General features: G+C 65.0%; 16 protein-coding genes. 2 read left to right on the forward strand and 14 right to left on the reverse strand.

The window, feature by feature from the left end:
- Positions 1–370: KUP/HAK/KT family potassium transporter (locus Q8M82_RS22740; protein ID WP_465248089.1), on the forward strand; the 370-nt coding region annotated here is incomplete at its 5' end.
- A gap of 146 nt (positions 371–516) precedes the next feature.
- Here the strand turns inward: Q8M82_RS22740 and Q8M82_RS22745 are convergent.
- The 5 genes from Q8M82_RS22745 to Q8M82_RS22765 all read right to left on the reverse strand — a co-directional run bounded on the left by Q8M82_RS22745 (position 517) and on the right by Q8M82_RS22765 (position 5,673).
- Entirely contained in the window at positions 517–1,449 is a 933-nt protein-coding gene (locus tag Q8M82_RS22745) for a DMT family transporter (protein WP_305693570.1), read from the reverse strand.
- Positions 1,450–1,560: 111 nt separating this feature from the next.
- The gene (locus tag Q8M82_RS22750) at positions 1,561–2,043 is read right to left on the reverse strand and encodes a MarR family winged helix-turn-helix transcriptional regulator (RefSeq protein WP_305693571.1); all 483 of its coding nucleotides are present in this window, start codon (positions 2,041–2,043) and stop codon (positions 1,561–1,563) included.
- 118 nt (positions 2,044–2,161) lie between these two features.
- A complete protein-coding gene (locus tag Q8M82_RS22755) occupies positions 2,162–2,743 on the reverse strand; it encodes an NAD(P)H-dependent oxidoreductase (protein WP_305693572.1) in 582 nt (193 codons plus the stop codon).
- Positions 2,744–2,745: 2 nt separating this feature from the next.
- Positions 2,746–4,170, reverse strand: coding sequence for an FAD-binding oxidoreductase (locus tag Q8M82_RS22760; protein ID WP_305693573.1), 1,425 nt, complete (start codon positions 4,168–4,170; stop codon positions 2,746–2,748).
- A gap of 174 nt (positions 4,171–4,344) precedes the next feature.
- The gene (locus tag Q8M82_RS22765) at positions 4,345–5,673 is read right to left on the reverse strand and encodes a cytosine deaminase (protein ID WP_305693574.1); all 1,329 of its coding nucleotides are present in this window, start codon (positions 5,671–5,673) and stop codon (positions 4,345–4,347) included.
- Positions 5,674–5,783: 110 nt separating this feature from the next.
- Between Q8M82_RS22765 and folD the strand changes: the two genes are divergently transcribed.
- Complete coding sequence (gene folD, locus Q8M82_RS22770; protein ID WP_305693575.1) at positions 5,784–6,653, forward strand: bifunctional methylenetetrahydrofolate dehydrogenase/methenyltetrahydrofolate cyclohydrolase FolD; 870 nt, start codon at positions 5,784–5,786, stop codon at positions 6,651–6,653.
- 188 nt (positions 6,654–6,841) lie between these two features.
- Here the strand turns inward: folD and Q8M82_RS22775 are convergent, their stop codons facing one another.
- The 9 genes from Q8M82_RS22775 to sucC form a co-directional block, all read right to left on the reverse strand.
- On the reverse strand, positions 6,842–7,138 hold the full coding sequence (locus Q8M82_RS22775; RefSeq protein WP_305693576.1) for a nucleotidyltransferase family protein: 297 nt from the start codon (positions 7,136–7,138) through the stop codon (positions 6,842–6,844).
- Positions 7,139–7,185: 47 nt separating this feature from the next.
- A complete protein-coding gene (gene lpdA, locus Q8M82_RS22780) occupies positions 7,186–8,586 on the reverse strand; it encodes a dihydrolipoyl dehydrogenase (RefSeq protein WP_305693577.1) in 1,401 nt (466 codons plus the stop codon).
- A 478-nt stretch (positions 8,587–9,064) separates the two neighbouring features.
- Positions 9,065–9,508, reverse strand: a complete 444-nt coding sequence (locus Q8M82_RS22785) for a hypothetical protein (protein ID WP_305693578.1) — start codon at positions 9,506–9,508, stop codon at positions 9,065–9,067.
- Complete coding sequence (locus Q8M82_RS22790) at positions 9,501–10,166, reverse strand: hypothetical protein (protein ID WP_305693579.1); 666 nt, start codon at positions 10,164–10,166, stop codon at positions 9,501–9,503. The genes Q8M82_RS22785 and Q8M82_RS22790 overlap by 8 nt, the downstream gene beginning before the upstream one ends.
- A 7-nt stretch (positions 10,167–10,173) precedes the next feature.
- On the reverse strand, positions 10,174–11,466 hold the full coding sequence (gene odhB, locus Q8M82_RS22795) for a 2-oxoglutarate dehydrogenase complex dihydrolipoyllysine-residue succinyltransferase (protein WP_305693580.1): 1,293 nt from the start codon (positions 11,464–11,466) through the stop codon (positions 10,174–10,176).
- Between the two features lie 46 nt (positions 11,467–11,512).
- Positions 11,513–14,470: a 2-oxoglutarate dehydrogenase E1 component gene (locus Q8M82_RS22800; RefSeq protein ID WP_305693581.1), complete on the reverse strand. Its 2,958-nt coding sequence runs from the start codon at positions 14,468–14,470 to the stop codon at positions 11,513–11,515.
- Positions 14,471–14,607: 137 nt separating this feature from the next.
- Complete coding sequence (sucD, locus tag Q8M82_RS22805) at positions 14,608–15,492, reverse strand: succinate--CoA ligase subunit alpha (protein ID WP_305693582.1); 885 nt, start codon at positions 15,490–15,492, stop codon at positions 14,608–14,610.
- Positions 15,493–15,840 carry a hypothetical protein gene (locus tag Q8M82_RS22810; RefSeq protein WP_305693583.1) on the reverse strand — a complete coding sequence of 116 codons (348 nt, stop codon included), beginning with the start codon at positions 15,838–15,840 and terminating at the stop codon, positions 15,493–15,495.
- Positions 15,841–15,842: 2 nt separating this feature from the next.
- Complete coding sequence (sucC, locus tag Q8M82_RS22815; protein ID WP_305693584.1) at positions 15,843–17,039, reverse strand: ADP-forming succinate--CoA ligase subunit beta; 1,197 nt, start codon at positions 17,037–17,039, stop codon at positions 15,843–15,845.
- Positions 17,040–17,099 lie beyond the last annotated feature (60 nt).

Consider the following 17,099-nt stretch of genomic DNA (forward strand, 5'->3'; position numbering starts at 1 on the left):
CCTGCACGAGCGCAACGTCATCCTCACCGTGCGCTCCGCCGACACGCCGCGCGTCGCCGAGGAGGAGCGCGTGCGCCTCTCCCGCATCACCGACGATTTCTGGCGGGTCGATCTGGTCTATGGCTACATGGAGAGCCCCAACGTGCCCAAGGGGCTGGCCGTGCTGCGCAAGCAGGGCTTCAAGTTCGACATCATGTCGACCTCGTTCTTCCTCTCGCGCCGCTCGATCAAGGCCTCGCCGCAATCGGGCATGCCGGTCTGGCAGGACAATTTCTACATCTCGCTGACCAAGAGCGCGACGGACGCCACGAACTTCTTCCAGATCCCGACCGGCCGCGTCGTCGAGGTGGGGACGCAGGTGACGGTGTGAGGGTTCCACAGCCCTCATCCTGAGGAGCGCCGCAGGCGCGTCTCGAAGGATGCGTCAAGAGGCTCTGGCGCATGCTGGAGCATCCTTCGAGACGCGCTCCTGAGGAGCGCTCCTCAGGATGAGGGCTGAGGGATTGATCGCCTCGCTCAATCGATCCGCGCCGCCGTCCCCGGCACCTTCCGCACCCGCTCGCGATAGAGCAGGTAAAGACCCGACGCGATCACGATCGTCGCGCCGGCGAAGGTCCATCCATCCGGGAACTGGCCGAAGACGACCCAGCCCAGCAGCACCATCCAGACGATCTGCGAATAGATGAAGGGCGCGAGCACGGTCGCAGGCGCCAGCCGGTGCGCCAGGATCAGCAGCCAGTGGCCGAAGCCGCCGAGCAGCCCGGTCCCCAGCATGATCGCCCAGGCGAGCGGCGTCTGCGGCATCGTCCAGACAAAGGGGATCACCGGCAGCATCACCAGCGTCCCGGCGACGCCGGAATAGACCATCGTCGTCTCGGGCGGGTCATAAGCCGCGAGCTGGCGTGTCGCGAGCGCGTAGAAGCTGTAGCAGATGCAGCCGAAGACGCTCAGGATCGCAGCCGGATGCATGCCGCCGAAGCCCGGCCGCGTGATCACGAGCACCCCGAGGAAGCCGACTGCGATCGCCGCCATCCGGCGCGGCCCCGGCCATTCGCCGAGCAGTGGGCCCGCCACCAATGCCACCAGCAGCGGGCCCGCGAACATGATCGAGACGGCCTCGGCGAGCTGCAGATATTTGATCGCGATGAAGTTCAGGACCGTCGAGCCCAGCAGCAGCAGCGAACGCACGCCCTGCAGCACCGGCCGCTTCGTCCGCAGCACGCCCGGCCGGCTCCACGGGTTCAGCAGCATCAGCACCAGCACCATGCTGCCGGCATAGCGCGCGAACACCGCCTGCAGCGGGTCCATATGCGCCGACAGCCATTTCGCGCTGGCGTCGAGCAGGGCGAAGAACAGCACGGCCCCGCAGATCAGCCCGATGGCGATCAACCGCGAGCGGCGGGTTTCCGGAAGATGGCTGGAGACGGCGGGCAATACGGGTCCCGTCATGCGCGGCGAGAATGGCTGCCGCAGTTTGGACCGATTTGCCCCGGTCGGCCAGCGGCTCCGCGCATGGACTCCATGCGCGATCGGGACGCGGCGCCCGCAGGCGCAGGGCGCTCAAGCGTCGTTGTCGGCCTCGTCGCCATCCGCTTCGGCGTCGTCCACATCGACACCGGCCTTCGAGAGCCCCTTGGCGGCCTTGCGCAGCAGCCGGCGCAACTGCTTGCGCTCCTTGCCGTCGAGCCGGTCGAGCAGTTCCTCCTCGACCTGCGTCCAGACCGCATCCAGCGCCTGCGCCGTCTTCTGGCCGCTCTCGGTGAGAGCGACCTGCACCAGGCGCCCGTCGCGGCCGCCGCCCTCGCGCGTCACCAGCCCCTGCAGCGACAGCCGCCCGATCGTCTTGGAGACGGTCGGCGGCTTGACCCTGAGCAGCGAGGCGAGTTCGCCCATCGTCATCGGCGCGGGCTGGAGCGCCTTCAGCGCCTGCTCCTGGCCGGGAAAGAGGCCGAGCGCGTTGAGCCGTTCGCCCATGCGGGCCCGGTGCAGGCGCGCGGTGACGAGCAGGGCCCGGCCGACGCTCTTTTCGAGTGCCTTGGTCATCTCGCGCGATCCCCAGCTGAAACCCGGTCTCGATCCTTATGCGGATCAGGAAGTCGCTTCGCCGGCTGCCTGTTCGCGCGCCAAGATGACAGTGTGATGACAACGACCGCGGCGGCTGTCACAGAGCGCGCATCCGCTCCGTCACCGACGCGAGAAAGGCCGCCCGGCTTTCCGGCGTCGCCCGGTTCATGTCGTAATGGGCGAGATAGCGCGGCCGCGCCGTCGGGTGGCAGACCGCCCGCAGCACGCGGCAGACCGCCTTGCGCGGCGGATCGCCCATCAGCAGCGCCCGCCAGCGCGTGCCGCCATAGGTCGTCACCGCGGCAAGCCGGCGAATGTTCCAGAGATTGGGCCGGACCTTGCCCTCGATCAGCTTGAACGAGATCCCCGGCAGGAAGACCCGGTCGAAGAAGCCCTTCAGGATCGCCGGATAGCCGAAGTTCCAGACCGGGAAGCACAGCACCAGCGCCTCCGCCGCCTGGACGCGCGCGACATAGCCGGCGACGGGATCGGTGTTCGTGGCAAGGTCGTGGTAGCCCACGCGCTCGGCCCGGCTCAGCACCGGATCGAAGCCCTCGGCATAGAGATCGCAATCATCGACCTCGTGCCCCGCCGCAATCAGCGCCTCGACCACCGCCGCATGCAGCGCAGCCCCATAGCTCTCCGGGTTGGGATGGGCATGGAGGACGAGCACGCGCATACCTAGCCGACCCCGGCTTCGGACAGGCTGCGGAAGAGGAAGGTGCCGCCCGCCTTGTAGTCGTAGGACGGGTCCTCCCAGGCGATCATCTTGCCCGGGTTGAGCAGCCCCTGAGGGTCCGCCTCGCGCTTGAAGGACAGCTGCGCCTCGTCGGTCTGCTTCATGCCGCCCTCCTCCAGCGTGTAGCGGTGCGGGTTGAAGATCGGCGCGCCCATCTCCTCATGGATGGCCATGATCTCCTCCAGCCGCTCCTCCGTGGTGAAGCGCACCAGCGGCAGGCCGAAGCAGGTGACCTTGCCATCGAAGCGGACGAATTCGAGATGGCAGATCACCTCCTCGCCGAAGCGGGCATGGATGCGATCGACCAGATCGACCTGGTTCGGGAAGGGGTAGAGCACCTGCAGATAGGTGATCGCGGGGTCGACCCTGAGCGCCCGCAGCGTGGTGTGGTTCCAGCCCAACTCGTAAGCCGGCGGCAGGCCCTTCGCCTCCTCCGGCGACAGCTTGTCCGAGCGCAGCAGCAGCTCTACGCCCTTGAAGCGCCGCACATAGGCGAGCAGCGACTCGACCGCGAAATCGGCGACCATGACGATGACGAGATGGCTGTCGCGCGGCAGGAATTTGCGGTGGCGCAGGAAATAGTCATGCGGCGCCGGCGCGGCAACCACACAGAGGTTCTTCAGCGCCAGCCCGTCCTGCTCGCCGAGGCTGTTGGCGAACTCCGTCGCCGCGCGCAGGCTGGGAAAGCCCAGGATCGCATCGACCCACTCATAGGCCGGCCCGAGCGGCATCTCGACCTGGGTGATGATGCCGTTGGTGCCATAGGCATGGGCGACCTTGTGCAGGTCCTCGCCCTGCAGTTCGAGGATGCGCGGCTGCGCCTCCATCGTCGCGACTCTCAGCCGGATGATGTTGCCCCAGTCGCGCAGGCCGCCCCATTTGATCGAGCCGACACCGCCCGAGCCGCCCGCGATGAAGCCGCCGATCGAGGCCGTCTGGTAGGTCGAAGGGTGCAACCGCAATTCCTGCCGTGAATGCGCCCGCGTCTGCTCGTCGATCCGCGCCATGATCGCGCCGGGCTCGGCGACATAGCGGCCATGCGCGATGTCGAGCACCTTGTCGAAGCCCGAGAGATCGAGCAGCACCCCGCCCGAGAGCGGCATCGCCTGGCCGTAATTGCCCGTGCCCGTGCCGCGCGGCGTCACCGGGATGCCCAGCGCGTGGCAGGCCGCCAGCACCTCCAGCACCTGCGCCTCGCTCACCGGCGAGACCACGAGATCGGCGGTGACATGGTCGAGCTGGCGCTTCAGCACCGGCGAGTACCAGAAGAAGTCGCGGCTCTTCTGCTTCACCAGCGCCGGATTGTCCTCGCTGCGGATCGAGCCGAGGCGGGCCTTGAGCGCGGCGATGTCGTAGCGGGTGGTCATGGCTCTCGGGTTTCCCAGGTTGGCTCGACCCCTTCGATCCCTTCGACCGTCATCCTGGCGCGAGCGCAGCGAAGCGCCGGGATGACGGTCGAAGGGCGATGCGCTCGACGATGGATCCCGGGCCGGCCTTCGGCCGCCCAGGATGACGTCGAGGATGGATCGACGGTTCGGACGTCACGACCGACCGCCCATCAGATGATCCAGCTCGCGATGGTCCGGCAGCGTCGTGTCGATCGCCCGTCCGCCGACCAGCACCGTGCGGTCCGCCTGCGGGCGGGCGAAGAACTCGGTCCAGTCCCGCGCCCGGGTCAGGATCAGATCGGCCGGGCCGCCGGGCGACAGCACGCCCTGCCCGGCCAGCCCCATGATCGCAGCCGGTGTCCGCGCCACCGCATTGGCCCAGTCGGTCCCGGCATGGTCGAGCTGGAGGATGCGGGTGCCCTCGCGCAGCACCTCGATCAGGTCGAGATCGCCATAGGCGTAGAACGGGTCGCGCGTGTTGTCCGACGCGATCATCACCGGCACGCCGGCCGCCTTCAGCTCGTGCAGCGCGGTGACGCCGCGCCAGCGCGGGGTGCGGCCAGGCTGGCGGTCCTGCAGATATAGGTTGCACATCGGCAGCGAGACCACGGCGATCCCCGCCTCCTTCACCTTCGCGATGATGCGCGCCTCGGCTTGCGGCTCCTGCAGCGCCAGCGAGCAGCAATGCCCGGCCAGGATCTTGCCCGTGAAGCGATGCCGGATGGCGGCGTCGGCGATGTGCTCCAGCGAGCGTGCAGCCGGGTCATTGGTCTCGTCGACATGGAAATCGAGGTCGAAGCCGTTCTCGATCGCCGTGCGGAAGATCACGTCCAGAGCCGCGTCGAGCTCGGGAATCATGTAGCTGACACAGCCGAACAGGCGATTGCCATGCGCGTTCACCGCGGCGACCACATCGCGGATATGGCCTTCGTCGAGCGCGAACTGGATGCCGAACAGCGGCGAGGCCTGCACCGCGATCCGCCCCGCCCATTCGGCCCGCAGCTCAGCCAGCACCGGCCAGGAGATGCCGATCTGCTTTCCCAGCGAATCGATATGGGTCCGGACGGCGGCGGTGCCATGCGCGAAGGCGCAGCGCAGGCCGAAGTCCATCCGCGCCCGCACATCCGTCGCCGACCAGTTCGCCTCGCGGTCGGCCATCACGCTGTTCAGTGCGCCCATGAAGCTGCCATCGGGGTTGCGCTTGCGCGGCCAGATATGGCCCTTGTCGAGATGGATATGGCAGTCGACCAGACGCGGCAGCAGAATGCCGCCGTCGAGATCGAGCGCAGGGCCCTCCTGCAGCCCCTCCGCACCCGCCGGCAGGATCGAGGCGATGCGACCGTCCTCGACCGCGAGATCGACCAGCGCCAGCCCGTCGCGATCGGCGGCGAGCCCGCCGGCCTCGACCAGGCAGAGCGGCACGCGGGCGGCGGTCAGGCGAAAGGACGGCGCGGACGGCACAGCGGCGAAACCGATACTCACGGGAACAGCATCTCCATCGGCCTGGCCATGCACGATCGATACCGGCGCGCTTGACGGCGGGCAAGCCGGCGCCGCATGAGGGCGGCTTCCCGCCGATGGAGAGTGTCCCCATGCCGCAGGCCCGACTGATCGATGGCAAGGCCATCGCCGCCGCCTTGCGCAGCGAGATCGCGACCGAGGTCGCCGGCATCAAGGCGACGAGCGGCAAGGTGCCGGGCCTGCATGTGGTCCTCGTCGGCGACGATCCGGCCAGCCGCGTCTATGTCGCATCAAAAGAGAAGTTAGCCGTCGAGGTCGGCATGAACTCGGTCGCCCACCGCCTGCCGGCCGAGACGACGCAGGCCGCGCTGCTGGCCAAGCTCGCCGAACTCAACGCCGACGACGCGGTCGACGGCATCCTCGTGCAGCTGCCGCTGCCGAAGCATCTCGACACCGCCGCGGTGATCGACGCCATCGACCCGGCCAAGGATGTCGACGGGCTGCACCCGCTCAATGCCGGCCGCCTCGCCGGCGGCAAGGTCGACCCCGAGCATCTGCTCGTGCCCTGCACGCCTCTGGGCTCGATGCTGCTGCTGAAGAGCGTCCTGCCCGCGCTTGCAGGGCTGGAGGCGGTCGTGATCGGCCGCTCCGAGCTCGTCGGCCGCCCCGTCGCGCAATTGCTGCTGCAGGCCGACTGCACGGTGACGATCGCCCATTCGCGCACCAAGGACTTGGCCGCCGTGGTGCGCCGCGCCGACATAGTCGTCGCCGCCGTCGGCCGCCCCGGCTTCGTCAGGGGCGAGTGGATCAAGCCCGGCGCCACCGTCATCGATGTCGGCATCAACCGCCTGCCCGACGGCAAGCTCACTGGCGACGTCGCCTTCGCGGAGGCCGCCGCCATCGCCGGCGCGATCACCCCGGTCCCCGGCGGCGTCGGCCCCATGACGATCGCCTGCCTGCTGAGGAACACGCTGACGGCGTTCAAGGCGCGGCGGGGGTAGTCTCGCGCACGCTCGAACTGACAAACCACCGCTGCGTCATCCCGGACAAGCTGCGGAGCAGCGCAGCTCCGGGATCCATCATAGGGTTCCGGAGCCTTACGATGGATCCCGGGTCAAGCCCGGGATGACCGTCGTGCTTCCCTACACAACCACCGCGTTCCGAACGAAGACATCGAGACGCCGCGCCATCAGAAAATCCTGACGGCCTCGCTCTCGATTTGCTCTTTCAGCTTCGGATGCAGGCTGGATCGCGTCGTCAGGTCGATCTCGACACCGAGCTCATCTGCGAGATAGAGCTGCATTCCCGCCAGATCGAGCAGCGAGAACTTTCGGCCGGGCTCGATATCGATGAAGATGTCGATATCGCTGTCGGCCCGGGCCTCATCGCGCGCCGTCGAGCCATAAACGAACGCGGCCTGCGCTCCACGATCGCGCAAGGCGTCCGTATAACGGACCAGTTCGGCAGTGGCCTCATTCCGCGTCATGGCCCCATCTTATACCAGACGGGGCCACACGCGAAGATCGGCGCCCTTCACATATGGATCTGGCGCTTCTCGACGGCCATCGCCGCTTCCTTGACCGTCTCGGCCAGCGTCGGATGGGCGTGGCAGGTGCGGGCGAGATCTTCCGACGAGCCGCCGAACTCCATCAGCACGGTCACCTCCGCGATCAGGTCGCCGGCGCGCGGCCCGATGATGTGGCAGCCCAGGACGCGGTCGGTCTTGGCATCGGCCAGCACCTTCACGAAGCCGTCGGTCTGGCGCATCGCGCGGGCGCGGCCATTGGCGGTGAAGGGAAATTTGCCGACCTTGTAGTCGACGCCCGCCGCCTTCAGCTCCTCCTCGGTCTTGCCGAGCGAAGCCACCTCCGGCGAGGTGTAGACGACGCCCGGGATCGCATCGTAGTTCACATGACCGGCTCGGCCTGCGATGATCTCGGCGACCGCGACGCCCTCATCCTCGGCCTTGTGCGCCAGCATCGGCCCGCGCACCACGTCGCCGATGGCGTAGATGCCGGCGACATTGGTCTTGAAGTGGTCGTCGATCACGACGCGGCCACGCTCGGTGGCGACGCCTGCACCCTCCAGCCCGAGCCCGTCCGTGTTCGGGCGGCGACCGATCGCCACCAGCACGATGTCTGCGGCGAGCGTGCTCGCCTCGCCGCCAGCCGAGGGCTCGACGGTCAGCGTCGCGCCGCCCTTCTTGCCCGTCTCGACCTTGGTCACCTTGGCGCCGAGGCGGAAAGTGAAGCCCTGCTTCTCCAGGATGCGCTGGAACTGCTTGGCGACCTCGGCATCCATGCCCGGCAGGATGCGGTCGAGATACTCGACCACCGTGACCTTGGCACCGAGGCGGCTCCAGACCGAGCCGATCTCGAGACCGATCACGCCGGCACCGACCACGACGAGTTCCTTGGGAACGCTCGTCAGTTCGAGCGCGCCGGTCGAGGTCACCACCGTTTTCTCGTCGACCGTGACGCCGGGCAGGCCGGCGGCCTCGGAGCCGGTGGCGATGACGATGCTCTTGGTCTCCAGCTCCTTGGTGGAGCCGTCCTCGGCGGTCACGACGACCTTTCCGGCGGCCGGGATCGAGGCCGTGCCGTGGAAGGGCTCGATCTTGTTCTTCTTCAAAAGGAAGGCGACGCCGTTGACGTTGGCGTCCACCGTCTCCTTCTTGTGGATCATCATCTGCCCGAGGTCGAGCGTGGGCGTTCCCACGACGACACCGAGGCTCGGGAAGACATGACCCGCCTCGGCGAACATCTCGGAGGCGTGCAGCAGCGCCTTGGAGGGGATGCAGCCGACATTGAGGCAGGTGCCGCCATGGCTCTTGCGCTTCTCGACCACCGCGACCTTGAGGCCGAGCTGGGCGGCGCGGATGGCACAGACATAGCCGCCGGGGCCGGTTCCGATGACGACGAGATCGTAGGACATTTATATTCTCACCTGCTTGTCTACTTACCGGACCGGCGCTCGAGTCGACCATCGGCGATTGGGGTTAGTACAAATCCTGTTATATTCAAGCGTATTCAAGTATATTGCAACCAAAAATGCTATAATAATTACAGCAGAAACAGTTCCAGCTTCAGCAAATTTTAACTCAAATCGCTTCCCATCAAAGTATATCTGATCAAACGACATCAGCGCGAACGGCGAGGCCGCAAACACGCCGAGAAAAAAACGGGCCGAACGAATATTTTTCTGCGCGTTCAGCACAGGACTATCTGGAAATATACGCGAATACGTCTGAAATGCTAGAAATATCAGAAAACTTTCTGAGAGACCAAGAGCGATAAATCGGTTGGGAATGCTTCCGAAGATAGACAACGCAGCGTCAGAGAAGATCATCAAAATTGCAGAAGCGAGCCCAGCCATAGCCAAGCCCGTCAGAATTAAGAACAGAAGGACTTTCTCAGAGCGGCGCATTAGACGAGAGTTGCGCAAATCGTTTCATAAGCGAACGTCCAGCGTACATTAACGCTATGCCAAGAGGTATATAAACATAGTTCTTTTCTAAAAAACCTGAGACCGCCACGAAAAACCCAATTGCAACGGCAGATCCACCCGCAACACGCTCAAACCCGCCAACGCTAATCGCATTGAATTTTTGATAGATGTACTCATGCTCTTTCAGAGGTTCTTGCACCTCCGGATAGAACAGCGGCGCTGACAACCGCTCTATTGCTTCAATTTCATGCTTCCGCAACTCAGGGAAGACATCAACCCTTTTAATGCCACTAGACAAATCTCGACGCGCGCTAGCTTTTTGCCCAGCCGGAAACGGCGCAAGTCCATGCTGTTGCGCACCCGGATCAAACCAGTCCGATGCGCCGCCGCGATGAAAAGACTCACTCATTGTCATAGCGAATCACCTTTTCCCCCCAATCGGCAGCACGCCGATCAATAATATCTAGCTTTTTCAACGCACGATCAATCTCATCCCTTAGTGACCGCAACTCAGTAGGGCCAACATCTATATAATACTCCAAATCCCTTTCGATTCCGTCGGATATCTGAACCATAAGTTGGCTGGTGACTATAAAACCAGCTATATCATCTCTTTCTGTGTTGAAAACAGGCTTCATGCCCGTGTATATTTTATAATTATGAAGATGATAATTAGTTGAATAAAATATATCGCTCGCCTTCGAAAGGACCTTTATCTTCTCACTAACTATTACAGGCTCAATCTTCTTTAAGATAGAAGACAACCTATCAATATCTTCGGATTGCCAACCCTTCTCTTTCAGCCCCTCGCCTATTCCAGAAGTAATTGTAGAAAAATCTGAAGAACGCCGTTCCATCATCCTCAATAAAGACATGGAAATAAAGACAAAAGCTGAGGCAGCCGATGCACTCAGAGCCGGCGTCAAGAAACTTGTAAAATCTTTAACAGACAAGCAATCCGGCTTATCCCAACCGGGCTGTTGCAACAGACTGTCCAAATCGCTGCTTGCTTCAAGCAAAGCGCGAATATGCTGAGCATAGATATCCGGAACCGGTATGCTTAACATCTACCCCTCACAAATCCAGGACGAGACGCGCCGGGTCTTCCAGCGCTTCCTTGATGCGAACCAGGAAGGTCACGGCTTCCTTGCCGTCGATGATGCGGTGGTCGTAGGAGACCGCGAGATACATCATCGGCCGCACCACGATCTGGCCGCCGACGACCATCGGGCGCTCCTGGATCTTGTGCATGCCCAGGATCGCCGATTGCGGCGCGTTCAGGATCGGCGTCGACATCAGCGAGCCGTAGACGCCGCCATTCGAGATGGTGAAGGTGCCGCCCTGCATGTCCTCGATCTTGAGGGCACCCTCGCGGGCCTTCTTGCCGAGCGTGCCGATCGCCTTCTCGACGCCGGCGATGGAGAGCTGGTCGGCATCGCGCACGACCGGCACGACGAGGCCCTTGTCGGTCCCGACGGCCACCGCGACATGGTAGTAGTTCTTGTAGATGATGTCGGTGCCGTCGATCTCGGCGTTGACGGAGGGGATCTCCTTCAGCGCCTGCACGCAGGCCTTCACGAAGAAGCCCATGAAGCCGAGCTTCACGCCATGCTTCTTCTCGAACACGTCCTTGTACTGGTTCCGCAGGGCCATCACCGCCGACATGTCCACCTCGTTGAAGGTGGTCAGCATCGCGGCCGTCGCCTGGGCTTCCTTGAGGCGGCGCGCGATGGTCTGGCGCAGCTTGGTCATCTTCACGCGCTCTTCGCGCGAGGCGTCGTCGACCGGCGACGGCGCACGGACCTGCACGGGCGCAGCCGGAGCCGCGGCAGCCACCGCCGGGCCGGTCGCGATCGCGGCCAGCATGTCGCCCTTGGTGACGCGGCCGTCCTTGCCCGAGGCATTGACCTTGGACGGGTCGACGCCGCTCTCGGCGGCCAGGCGCGACACGGCCGGGCCGGAATCGGCGGACTTCGTGGCGGGCTTGATCTCGCTGTCGCCGGCCACTTCGCCGGCCTTCGCCTCGGCGGCGGCCGTGGTCGTCTCACCGGCCTTGCCGGAGGCCTGCGCGACAGCGGTATCGGCCTTCTTCTCCTCGGCCTTGGCGGCAGGCGCAGCCGCCTTGCCCTCGCCAGCCGAAATCATGCCAAGCAGCGCGCTGACACCGACGGTGTCACCTTCCTTGGCGACGATCTCGCCGAGCACGCCGGCGGCCGGCGCGTTGACCTCGAGCGTCACCTTGTCGGTCTCGAGCTCGACCAGCGGCTCGTCCGCCTTCACGGCGTCTCCCGGCTTCTTGAACCACTTGCCGATGGTCGCCTCGGAGACGGATTCGCCGAGGGTGGGTACGCGGATTTCGGTCGCCATGTCAGGCCTCTGTTCTGTTCTGTCTGACGTTTTGGGTGTCTGGGCGTCAGCCGGCGAAGGCTTCGTCCAGGAAGGCGTTGAGCTGGGCGAGATGCTTGGACATCAGGCCGGTCGCGGTCGCGGCCGAGGCCGGGCGGCCGACATAGCGCGGCCGCTTCGACTTCGAGCCGGCATGGCCCAGCACCCACTCCAGATAGGGCTCGACGAAGGTCCAGGAGCCCATGTTCTTCGGCTCCTCCTGGCACCACACCACGTCGGCGCCCTTGAAGCGCGCCAGCTCCTGCGCCAGCGACTTCAGCGGGAACGGATAGAGCTGCTCGACGCGCATCAGGTAGACATCGTCGATGCCGCGCTTCTCGCGCTCGTCCAGCAGGTCGAAATAGACCTTGCCCGAGCAGAGCACGACGCGCCGGATCTTCGAATCCTTGACCAGCTTGGTCGTCGAGTTGCCGCGCTCGGCGTCGTCGTGCAGCACGCGGTGGAAGGTCGAGCCCTCGGCCAGTTCCTCCAGCGTCGAGACGCAGCGCTTGTGGCGCAGCAGCGACTTCGGCGTCATCAGGATCAGCGGCTTGCGGAAGTCGCGCTTCAGCTGGCGGCGCAGGATGTGGAAATAGCTCGCCGGCGTCGAGCAGTTCGCCACCTGCATGTTGTCCTCGGCGCACATCTGCAGGAAGCGCTCGAGACGGGCGGAAGAATGCTCCGGCCCCTGGCCCTCATAGCCGTGCGGCAGCAGGCAGACGAGGCCCGACATGCGCAGCCACTTGCGCTCGCCCGAGGAAATGAACTGGTCGAACACGACCTGCGCGCCGTTGGCGAAGTCGCCGAACTGCGCCTCCCAGCAGGTCAGCGCATTCGGCTCCGACAGCGAATAGCCGTATTCGAAGCCGAGCACCGCCTCCTCCGAGAGCATCGAGTTGATGACCTCGTAGCGGGACTGTCCCTCGCGGATATGGTTGAGCGAGGTGTGGCGGGCCTCCGTCTCCTGGTCGATCAGCACCGAATGGCGTTGGCTGAAGGTGCCGCGCTCGCAATCCTGGCCCGAGAGGCGCACCGGGTTGCCGTCGAGCAGCAGCGAGCCGAAGGCCAGCGCCTCGGCCGTCGCCCAGTCGATGCCCTGCCCGGTCTCGACCGCCTTGCGGCGGTTGTCGAGGAAGCGCTGGATCGTCTTGTGGACGTTGAAGCCCGGGGGCACGGAGGTGATCTTCTCGGTGATCTCCTTGAGCACGGCCGCATCGACGCCGGTGGCGCCGCGGCGCGGATCGTCCTCGTCGGCGCGGATCGCCTTCATGCCGGCCCAGCGGCCGTCGAGCCAATCGGCCTTGTTCGGCTTGAAGGACTGCCCGGCCTCGAACTCGACCTCGAGCTTCGCCTTCCAGCTCGCCCGGATCTCGTCGACCTCGCCGGGCTGGATCACGCCCTCGGCCTCGAGCTTGGCGGTGTAGAGCTCCAGCGTCGTCTTGTGGCCGCGGATCTTGCGGTACATCAGCGGCTGGGTGAAGCCCGGCTCGTCGCCCTCGTTATGGCCGAAGCGGCGATAGCAGAACATGTCGATGACGACCGGCTTGTGGAACTTCTGCCGGAACTCGATCGCGACCTTGGCCGCGAACACCACCGCCTCCGGATCGTCGCCGTTCACATGGAACACCGGCGCCTCGACCATCTTCGCCACGTCTGACGGATAGGGCGAGGAACGCGAATAGCGCGGATAGGTGGTGAAGCCGATCTGGTTGTTGATGATGAAGTGGATCGAACCGCCGGTGCGGTGGCCCTTCAGCCCGGACAGGCCAAGGCATTCGGCCACCACGCCCTGGCCGGCGAAGGCGGCATCGCCATGCAGCAGCAGCGGCAGCACCTTGGAACGCTCGACGATGTCGCCGAACTGGTCCTGCTTGGCGCGCGCCTTGCCCATCACGACGGGATCGACGATCTCGAGATGCGAGGGGTTGGCGGTCAGCGAGATGTGGACGTTGTTGCCGTCAAACTCGCGGTCGCTGGAGGCACCGAGATGGTCCTTCACGTCGCCCGAGCCCTCGACGTCGTCGGGCGCGAAGGAGCCGCCCTTGAACTCGTGGAAGAGCGCGCGATGCGGCTTGCCCAGCACCTGGGTCAGCACGTTGAGGCGGCCGCGATGGGCCATGCCGAAGACGATGTCGCGCACGCCCAGCGCGCCGCCGCGCTTGATGATCTGCTCCAGCGCCGGGATCAGCGACTCGCCGCCGTCCAGGCCGAAGCGCTTGGTGCCGGTGTATTTGAGGTCGATGAACTTCTCGAAGCCCTCGGCCTCGACGAGCTTGTTGAGGATCGCCTTCTTGCCCTCGCGGGTGAAGGCGATCTCCTTGTCGGGCCCCTCGATGCGCTCCTGCAGCCAGGCCTTCTGCTCCGGGTCGGAGATATGCATGAACTCGATGCCGACGGTGCTGCAATAGGTCCGCTGGAGCACGGCGACCATCTCGCGGATGGTGGCGAACTCCATGCCGAGCACGTTGTCGATGAAGATCTTGCGGTCGAGATCGGCCTCGCCGAAGCCGAAGGCCGCGGGCGACAATTCCTCATGGTCGGTGCGGCTCTCGATGCCGAGCGGATCGAGCTTGGCATGGAGATGGCCGCGCATCCGGTAGGCGCGGATCAGCATGATCGCGCGCACCGAGTCGCGCGTCGCCTGCTGCACGTCTGCGGCCGAAATCTCGACGCCCTTGGCCTGGGCCTTGCCCTTGAGCTTGTCGGAAACGACCTTCTCGACCACGGCCCAGTTGCCGTCCAGCGCCGAGACGAGTTCGCCATTGGCGTGGATCGGCCAGTTCGGCTTGGTCCAGGAGGCGCCCTTGGCGTTCTGGACGATGGCCTGGCCCTCGTCCTTCAGCCCGGCGAAGAAGCCCTGCCACTGCTCGTCGACTGACTTCGGATCGGCCTGGTAGCGGGCGTAGAGGTCCTCGATATAGGCCGCGTTGCCGCCATAGAGGAAACCCGTCTGCGCGAGAGCCTCGTTGATGTCCTGGCGAGCCATGATCGTTTCCGCCCTTTTCCTGCCTGCCTGCTACGTCGTCATGCTCGGGCTTGACCCGAGCATCTCTGCGAAGACTGGCTAGGGGAGAGATGGTCGGGTCACGCCCGACCCTGACGCCCTTTTGCCACTCTGCGGCCTCAGCCCTTCAACACTTCGACCAAGGTCTTTCCAAGGCGCGCCGGCGAGGGCGAGACCCGGATGCCGGCCGCTTCCATGGCCGCGATCTTATCCTCGGCGCCGCCCTTGCCGCCCGAGATGATCGCGCCCGCATGGCCCATGCGGCGGCCCGGAGGCGCCGTGCGGCCGGCAATGAAGCCGACCATCGGCTTGCTTCGGCCCCGCCTGGCCTCGTCCTTGATGAACTGAGCCGCGTCTTCCTCGGCCGAGCCGCCGATCTCGCCGATCATCACGATCGACTTGGTGTTGTCGTCGGCCAGGAACATCTCGAGCATGTCGATGAACTCGGTGCCCTTGACCGGGTCGCCGCCGATGCCGACCGCGGTCGTCTGGCCGAGGCCCTCGCGCGTGGTCTGGAACACCGCCTCATAGGTCAGCGTGCCCGAGCGCGAGACGATGCCGACCGAGCCGGGCTTGAAGATGTTGGCCGGCATGATGCCGATCTTGCTCTCGCCCGCCGTGACGACGCCGGGGCAGTTCGGCCCGATCAGCCGCGACTTGGAGCCGACCAGCGAGCGCTTGACCTTGACCATGTCGAGCACCGGGATGCCCTCGGTGATGCAGATGATCAGCGGGATCTCGGCATCGATCGCCTCGCAGATCGCATCGGCCGCACCCGGAGGCGGCACATAGACGACGGACGCGGTCGCGCCGGTCTTGGCCTTGGCCTCGTGGACGCTGTCGAAGACCGGCAGCCCGAGATGCAAGCTACCGCCCTTCCCCGGCGAGGTGCCGCCGACCATCTGCGTGCCATAGGCGATGGCCTGCTCGGAGTGGAAGGTCCCGTTCTTGCCGGTGAAGCCCTGGCAGATGACCTTGGTGTTCTTGTCGATCAGGATGGACATCTAGATCTCGCTCTTATGTCGAAGCCCCGAGGGCGCGAATACGGACGCCGCAAAGGGGATTTGCGACAGGATTACAATCAAGACGCTCAGCGAACTTGTGATGAGAAGCGGAAAAGACAGGTCACAGCGGAACTCGGCATCGGCATTGTCCGCCACGCACAGATCACGGTGCGCATCCAGCAGGCCGAACCAAATCAAGCCGACCAGCAGAAAACCGGCGACGAGAGCGAACGCCTTGCTTCTGCTCCCCCCGAATTTCCCGACAAGCTGCGGAAGCACACGCAGCAGGGCCAGTGACAGCAGAGCCGCCACCAATCCTGAAACGATAAGTGCTCCCGCGTACGTCACGATCAGACCTTCTTGATCGCGGCCACGATCTTCTGCGCGGCGTCGTCGAGGTCGTCGGCGGGGATGACGTTGAGGCCGGAGGACGAGATGATGTCCTTGCCTTCCTGGACGTTGGTGCCCTCGAGCCGAACGACCAGTGGGACCTGCAGGCCGACCGCCTTCACCGCGGCGATGACGCCGCGCGCGATGACGTCGCACTTCATGATGCCGCCGAAGATGTTGACCAGGATGCCCTTCACCTTCGGGTCGGCGGTGATGATCTTGAACGCCGCCGTCACCTTCTCTTCCGAGGCGCCGCCGCCGACGTCGAGGAAGTTCGCAGGGCTCTCGCCATAGAGCTGGATGATGTCGAGGGTGGCCATGGCGAGGCCGGCGCCGTTGACCATGCAGCCGATCGTGCCGTCGAGCGCGATATAGGCGAGGTCATATTTCGACGCCTCGATCTCCTTCTCGTCCTCTTCCGTCGTGTCGCGCAGCGCGACGATCTCGGGGTGACGGTAGAGCGAGTTGGAATCGAAGGAGATCTTGGCGTCCAGGCACTTGAGTTGGCCCTGCGTCGTCACGATCAGCGGGTTGATCTCCAGCATGTCCATGTCCTTGGCCACGAACGCGGTGTAGATCTGGCTCAGCACGGTGCCGGCCTGCTTGGCGAGGTCGCCCGAGAGGCCGAGGATGCGCGCCATGGCGCGGCCGTGATGGGGCATGATGCCGGTGGCGGGATCGACCGTGATGGTCTCGATCTTCTCGGGCGTGTCATGGGCGACCGCCTCGATGTCCATGCCGCCTTCCGTCGAGATCACGAAGGCGACGCGCGAGGTCGAGCGGTCGACCAGCGCCGAGAGGTAGAACTCCTTCTCGATGTCGGAGCCGTCCTCGATATAGAGGCGGTTGACCTGCTTGCCGGCCTCGCCGGTCTGCGCGGTCACGAGCGTGTTGCCGAGCATCTCCTTGGCGTGGGACTCGACCTCCTCGACCGACTTGGCGAGACGCACGCCGCCCTTGGCGTCGGGGCCGAGCTCCTTGAACTTGCCCTTGCCGCGGCCGCCCGCATGGATCTGCGACTTCACGACATAGAGCGGTCCCGGCAGCTTCTTGGCGGCCTCGACCGCCTCCGCCACCGTCAGGGCGGGGAAGCCGGCGGAGACCGGCGCGCCGAACTCCTTGAGAACGGCCTTGCCCTGGTATTCGTGGATGTTCATGTGCTCGGTTTCCCTGGAAGCTGATGGGGGATGGCGGGGCGGGCGGGTCCGGGCGCTGCG

Origin of the sequence: Allobosea sp. (assembly GCF_030694325.1) — a bacterium.
In the GTDB taxonomy this organism is placed as follows: Bacteria; Pseudomonadota; Alphaproteobacteria; order Rhizobiales; family Beijerinckiaceae; genus Allobosea.

Coding starts and splice junctions, on each gene's coding strand:
- Q8M82_RS22745 (WP_305693570.1), bottom strand. CDS start 1,449: ATGACGGGACCCGTATTGCCCGCCGTCTCCAGCCATCTTCCGGAAACC.
- Q8M82_RS22750 (WP_305693571.1), bottom strand. CDS start 2,043: ATGACCAAGGCACTCGAAAAGAGCGTCGGCCGGGCCCTGCTCGTCACC.
- Q8M82_RS22755 (WP_305693572.1), bottom strand. CDS start 2,743: ATGCGCGTGCTCGTCCTCCATGCCCATCCCAACCCGGAGAGCTATGGG.
- Q8M82_RS22760 (WP_305693573.1), bottom strand. CDS start 4,170: ATGACCACCCGCTACGACATCGCCGCGCTCAAGGCCCGCCTCGGCTCG.
- folD (WP_305693575.1), top strand. CDS start 5,784: ATGCCGCAGGCCCGACTGATCGATGGCAAGGCCATCGCCGCCGCCTTG.
- Q8M82_RS22775 (WP_305693576.1), bottom strand. CDS start 7,138: ATGACGCGGAATGAGGCCACTGCCGAACTGGTCCGTTATACGGACGCC.
- lpdA (WP_305693577.1), bottom strand. CDS start 8,586: ATGTCCTACGATCTCGTCGTCATCGGAACCGGCCCCGGCGGCTATGTC.
- Q8M82_RS22785 (WP_305693578.1), bottom strand. CDS start 9,508: ATGAGTGAGTCTTTTCATCGCGGCGGCGCATCGGACTGGTTTGATCCG.
- Q8M82_RS22790 (WP_305693579.1), bottom strand. CDS start 10,166: ATGTTAAGCATACCGGTTCCGGATATCTATGCTCAGCATATTCGCGCT.
- odhB (WP_305693580.1), bottom strand. CDS start 11,466: ATGGCGACCGAAATCCGCGTACCCACCCTCGGCGAATCCGTCTCCGAG.
- Q8M82_RS22800 (WP_305693581.1), bottom strand. CDS start 14,470: ATGGCTCGCCAGGACATCAACGAGGCTCTCGCGCAGACGGGTTTCCTC.
- sucD (WP_305693582.1), bottom strand. CDS start 15,492: ATGTCCATCCTGATCGACAAGAACACCAAGGTCATCTGCCAGGGCTTC.
- sucC (WP_305693584.1), bottom strand. CDS start 17,039: ATGAACATCCACGAATACCAGGGCAAGGCCGTTCTCAAGGAGTTCGGC.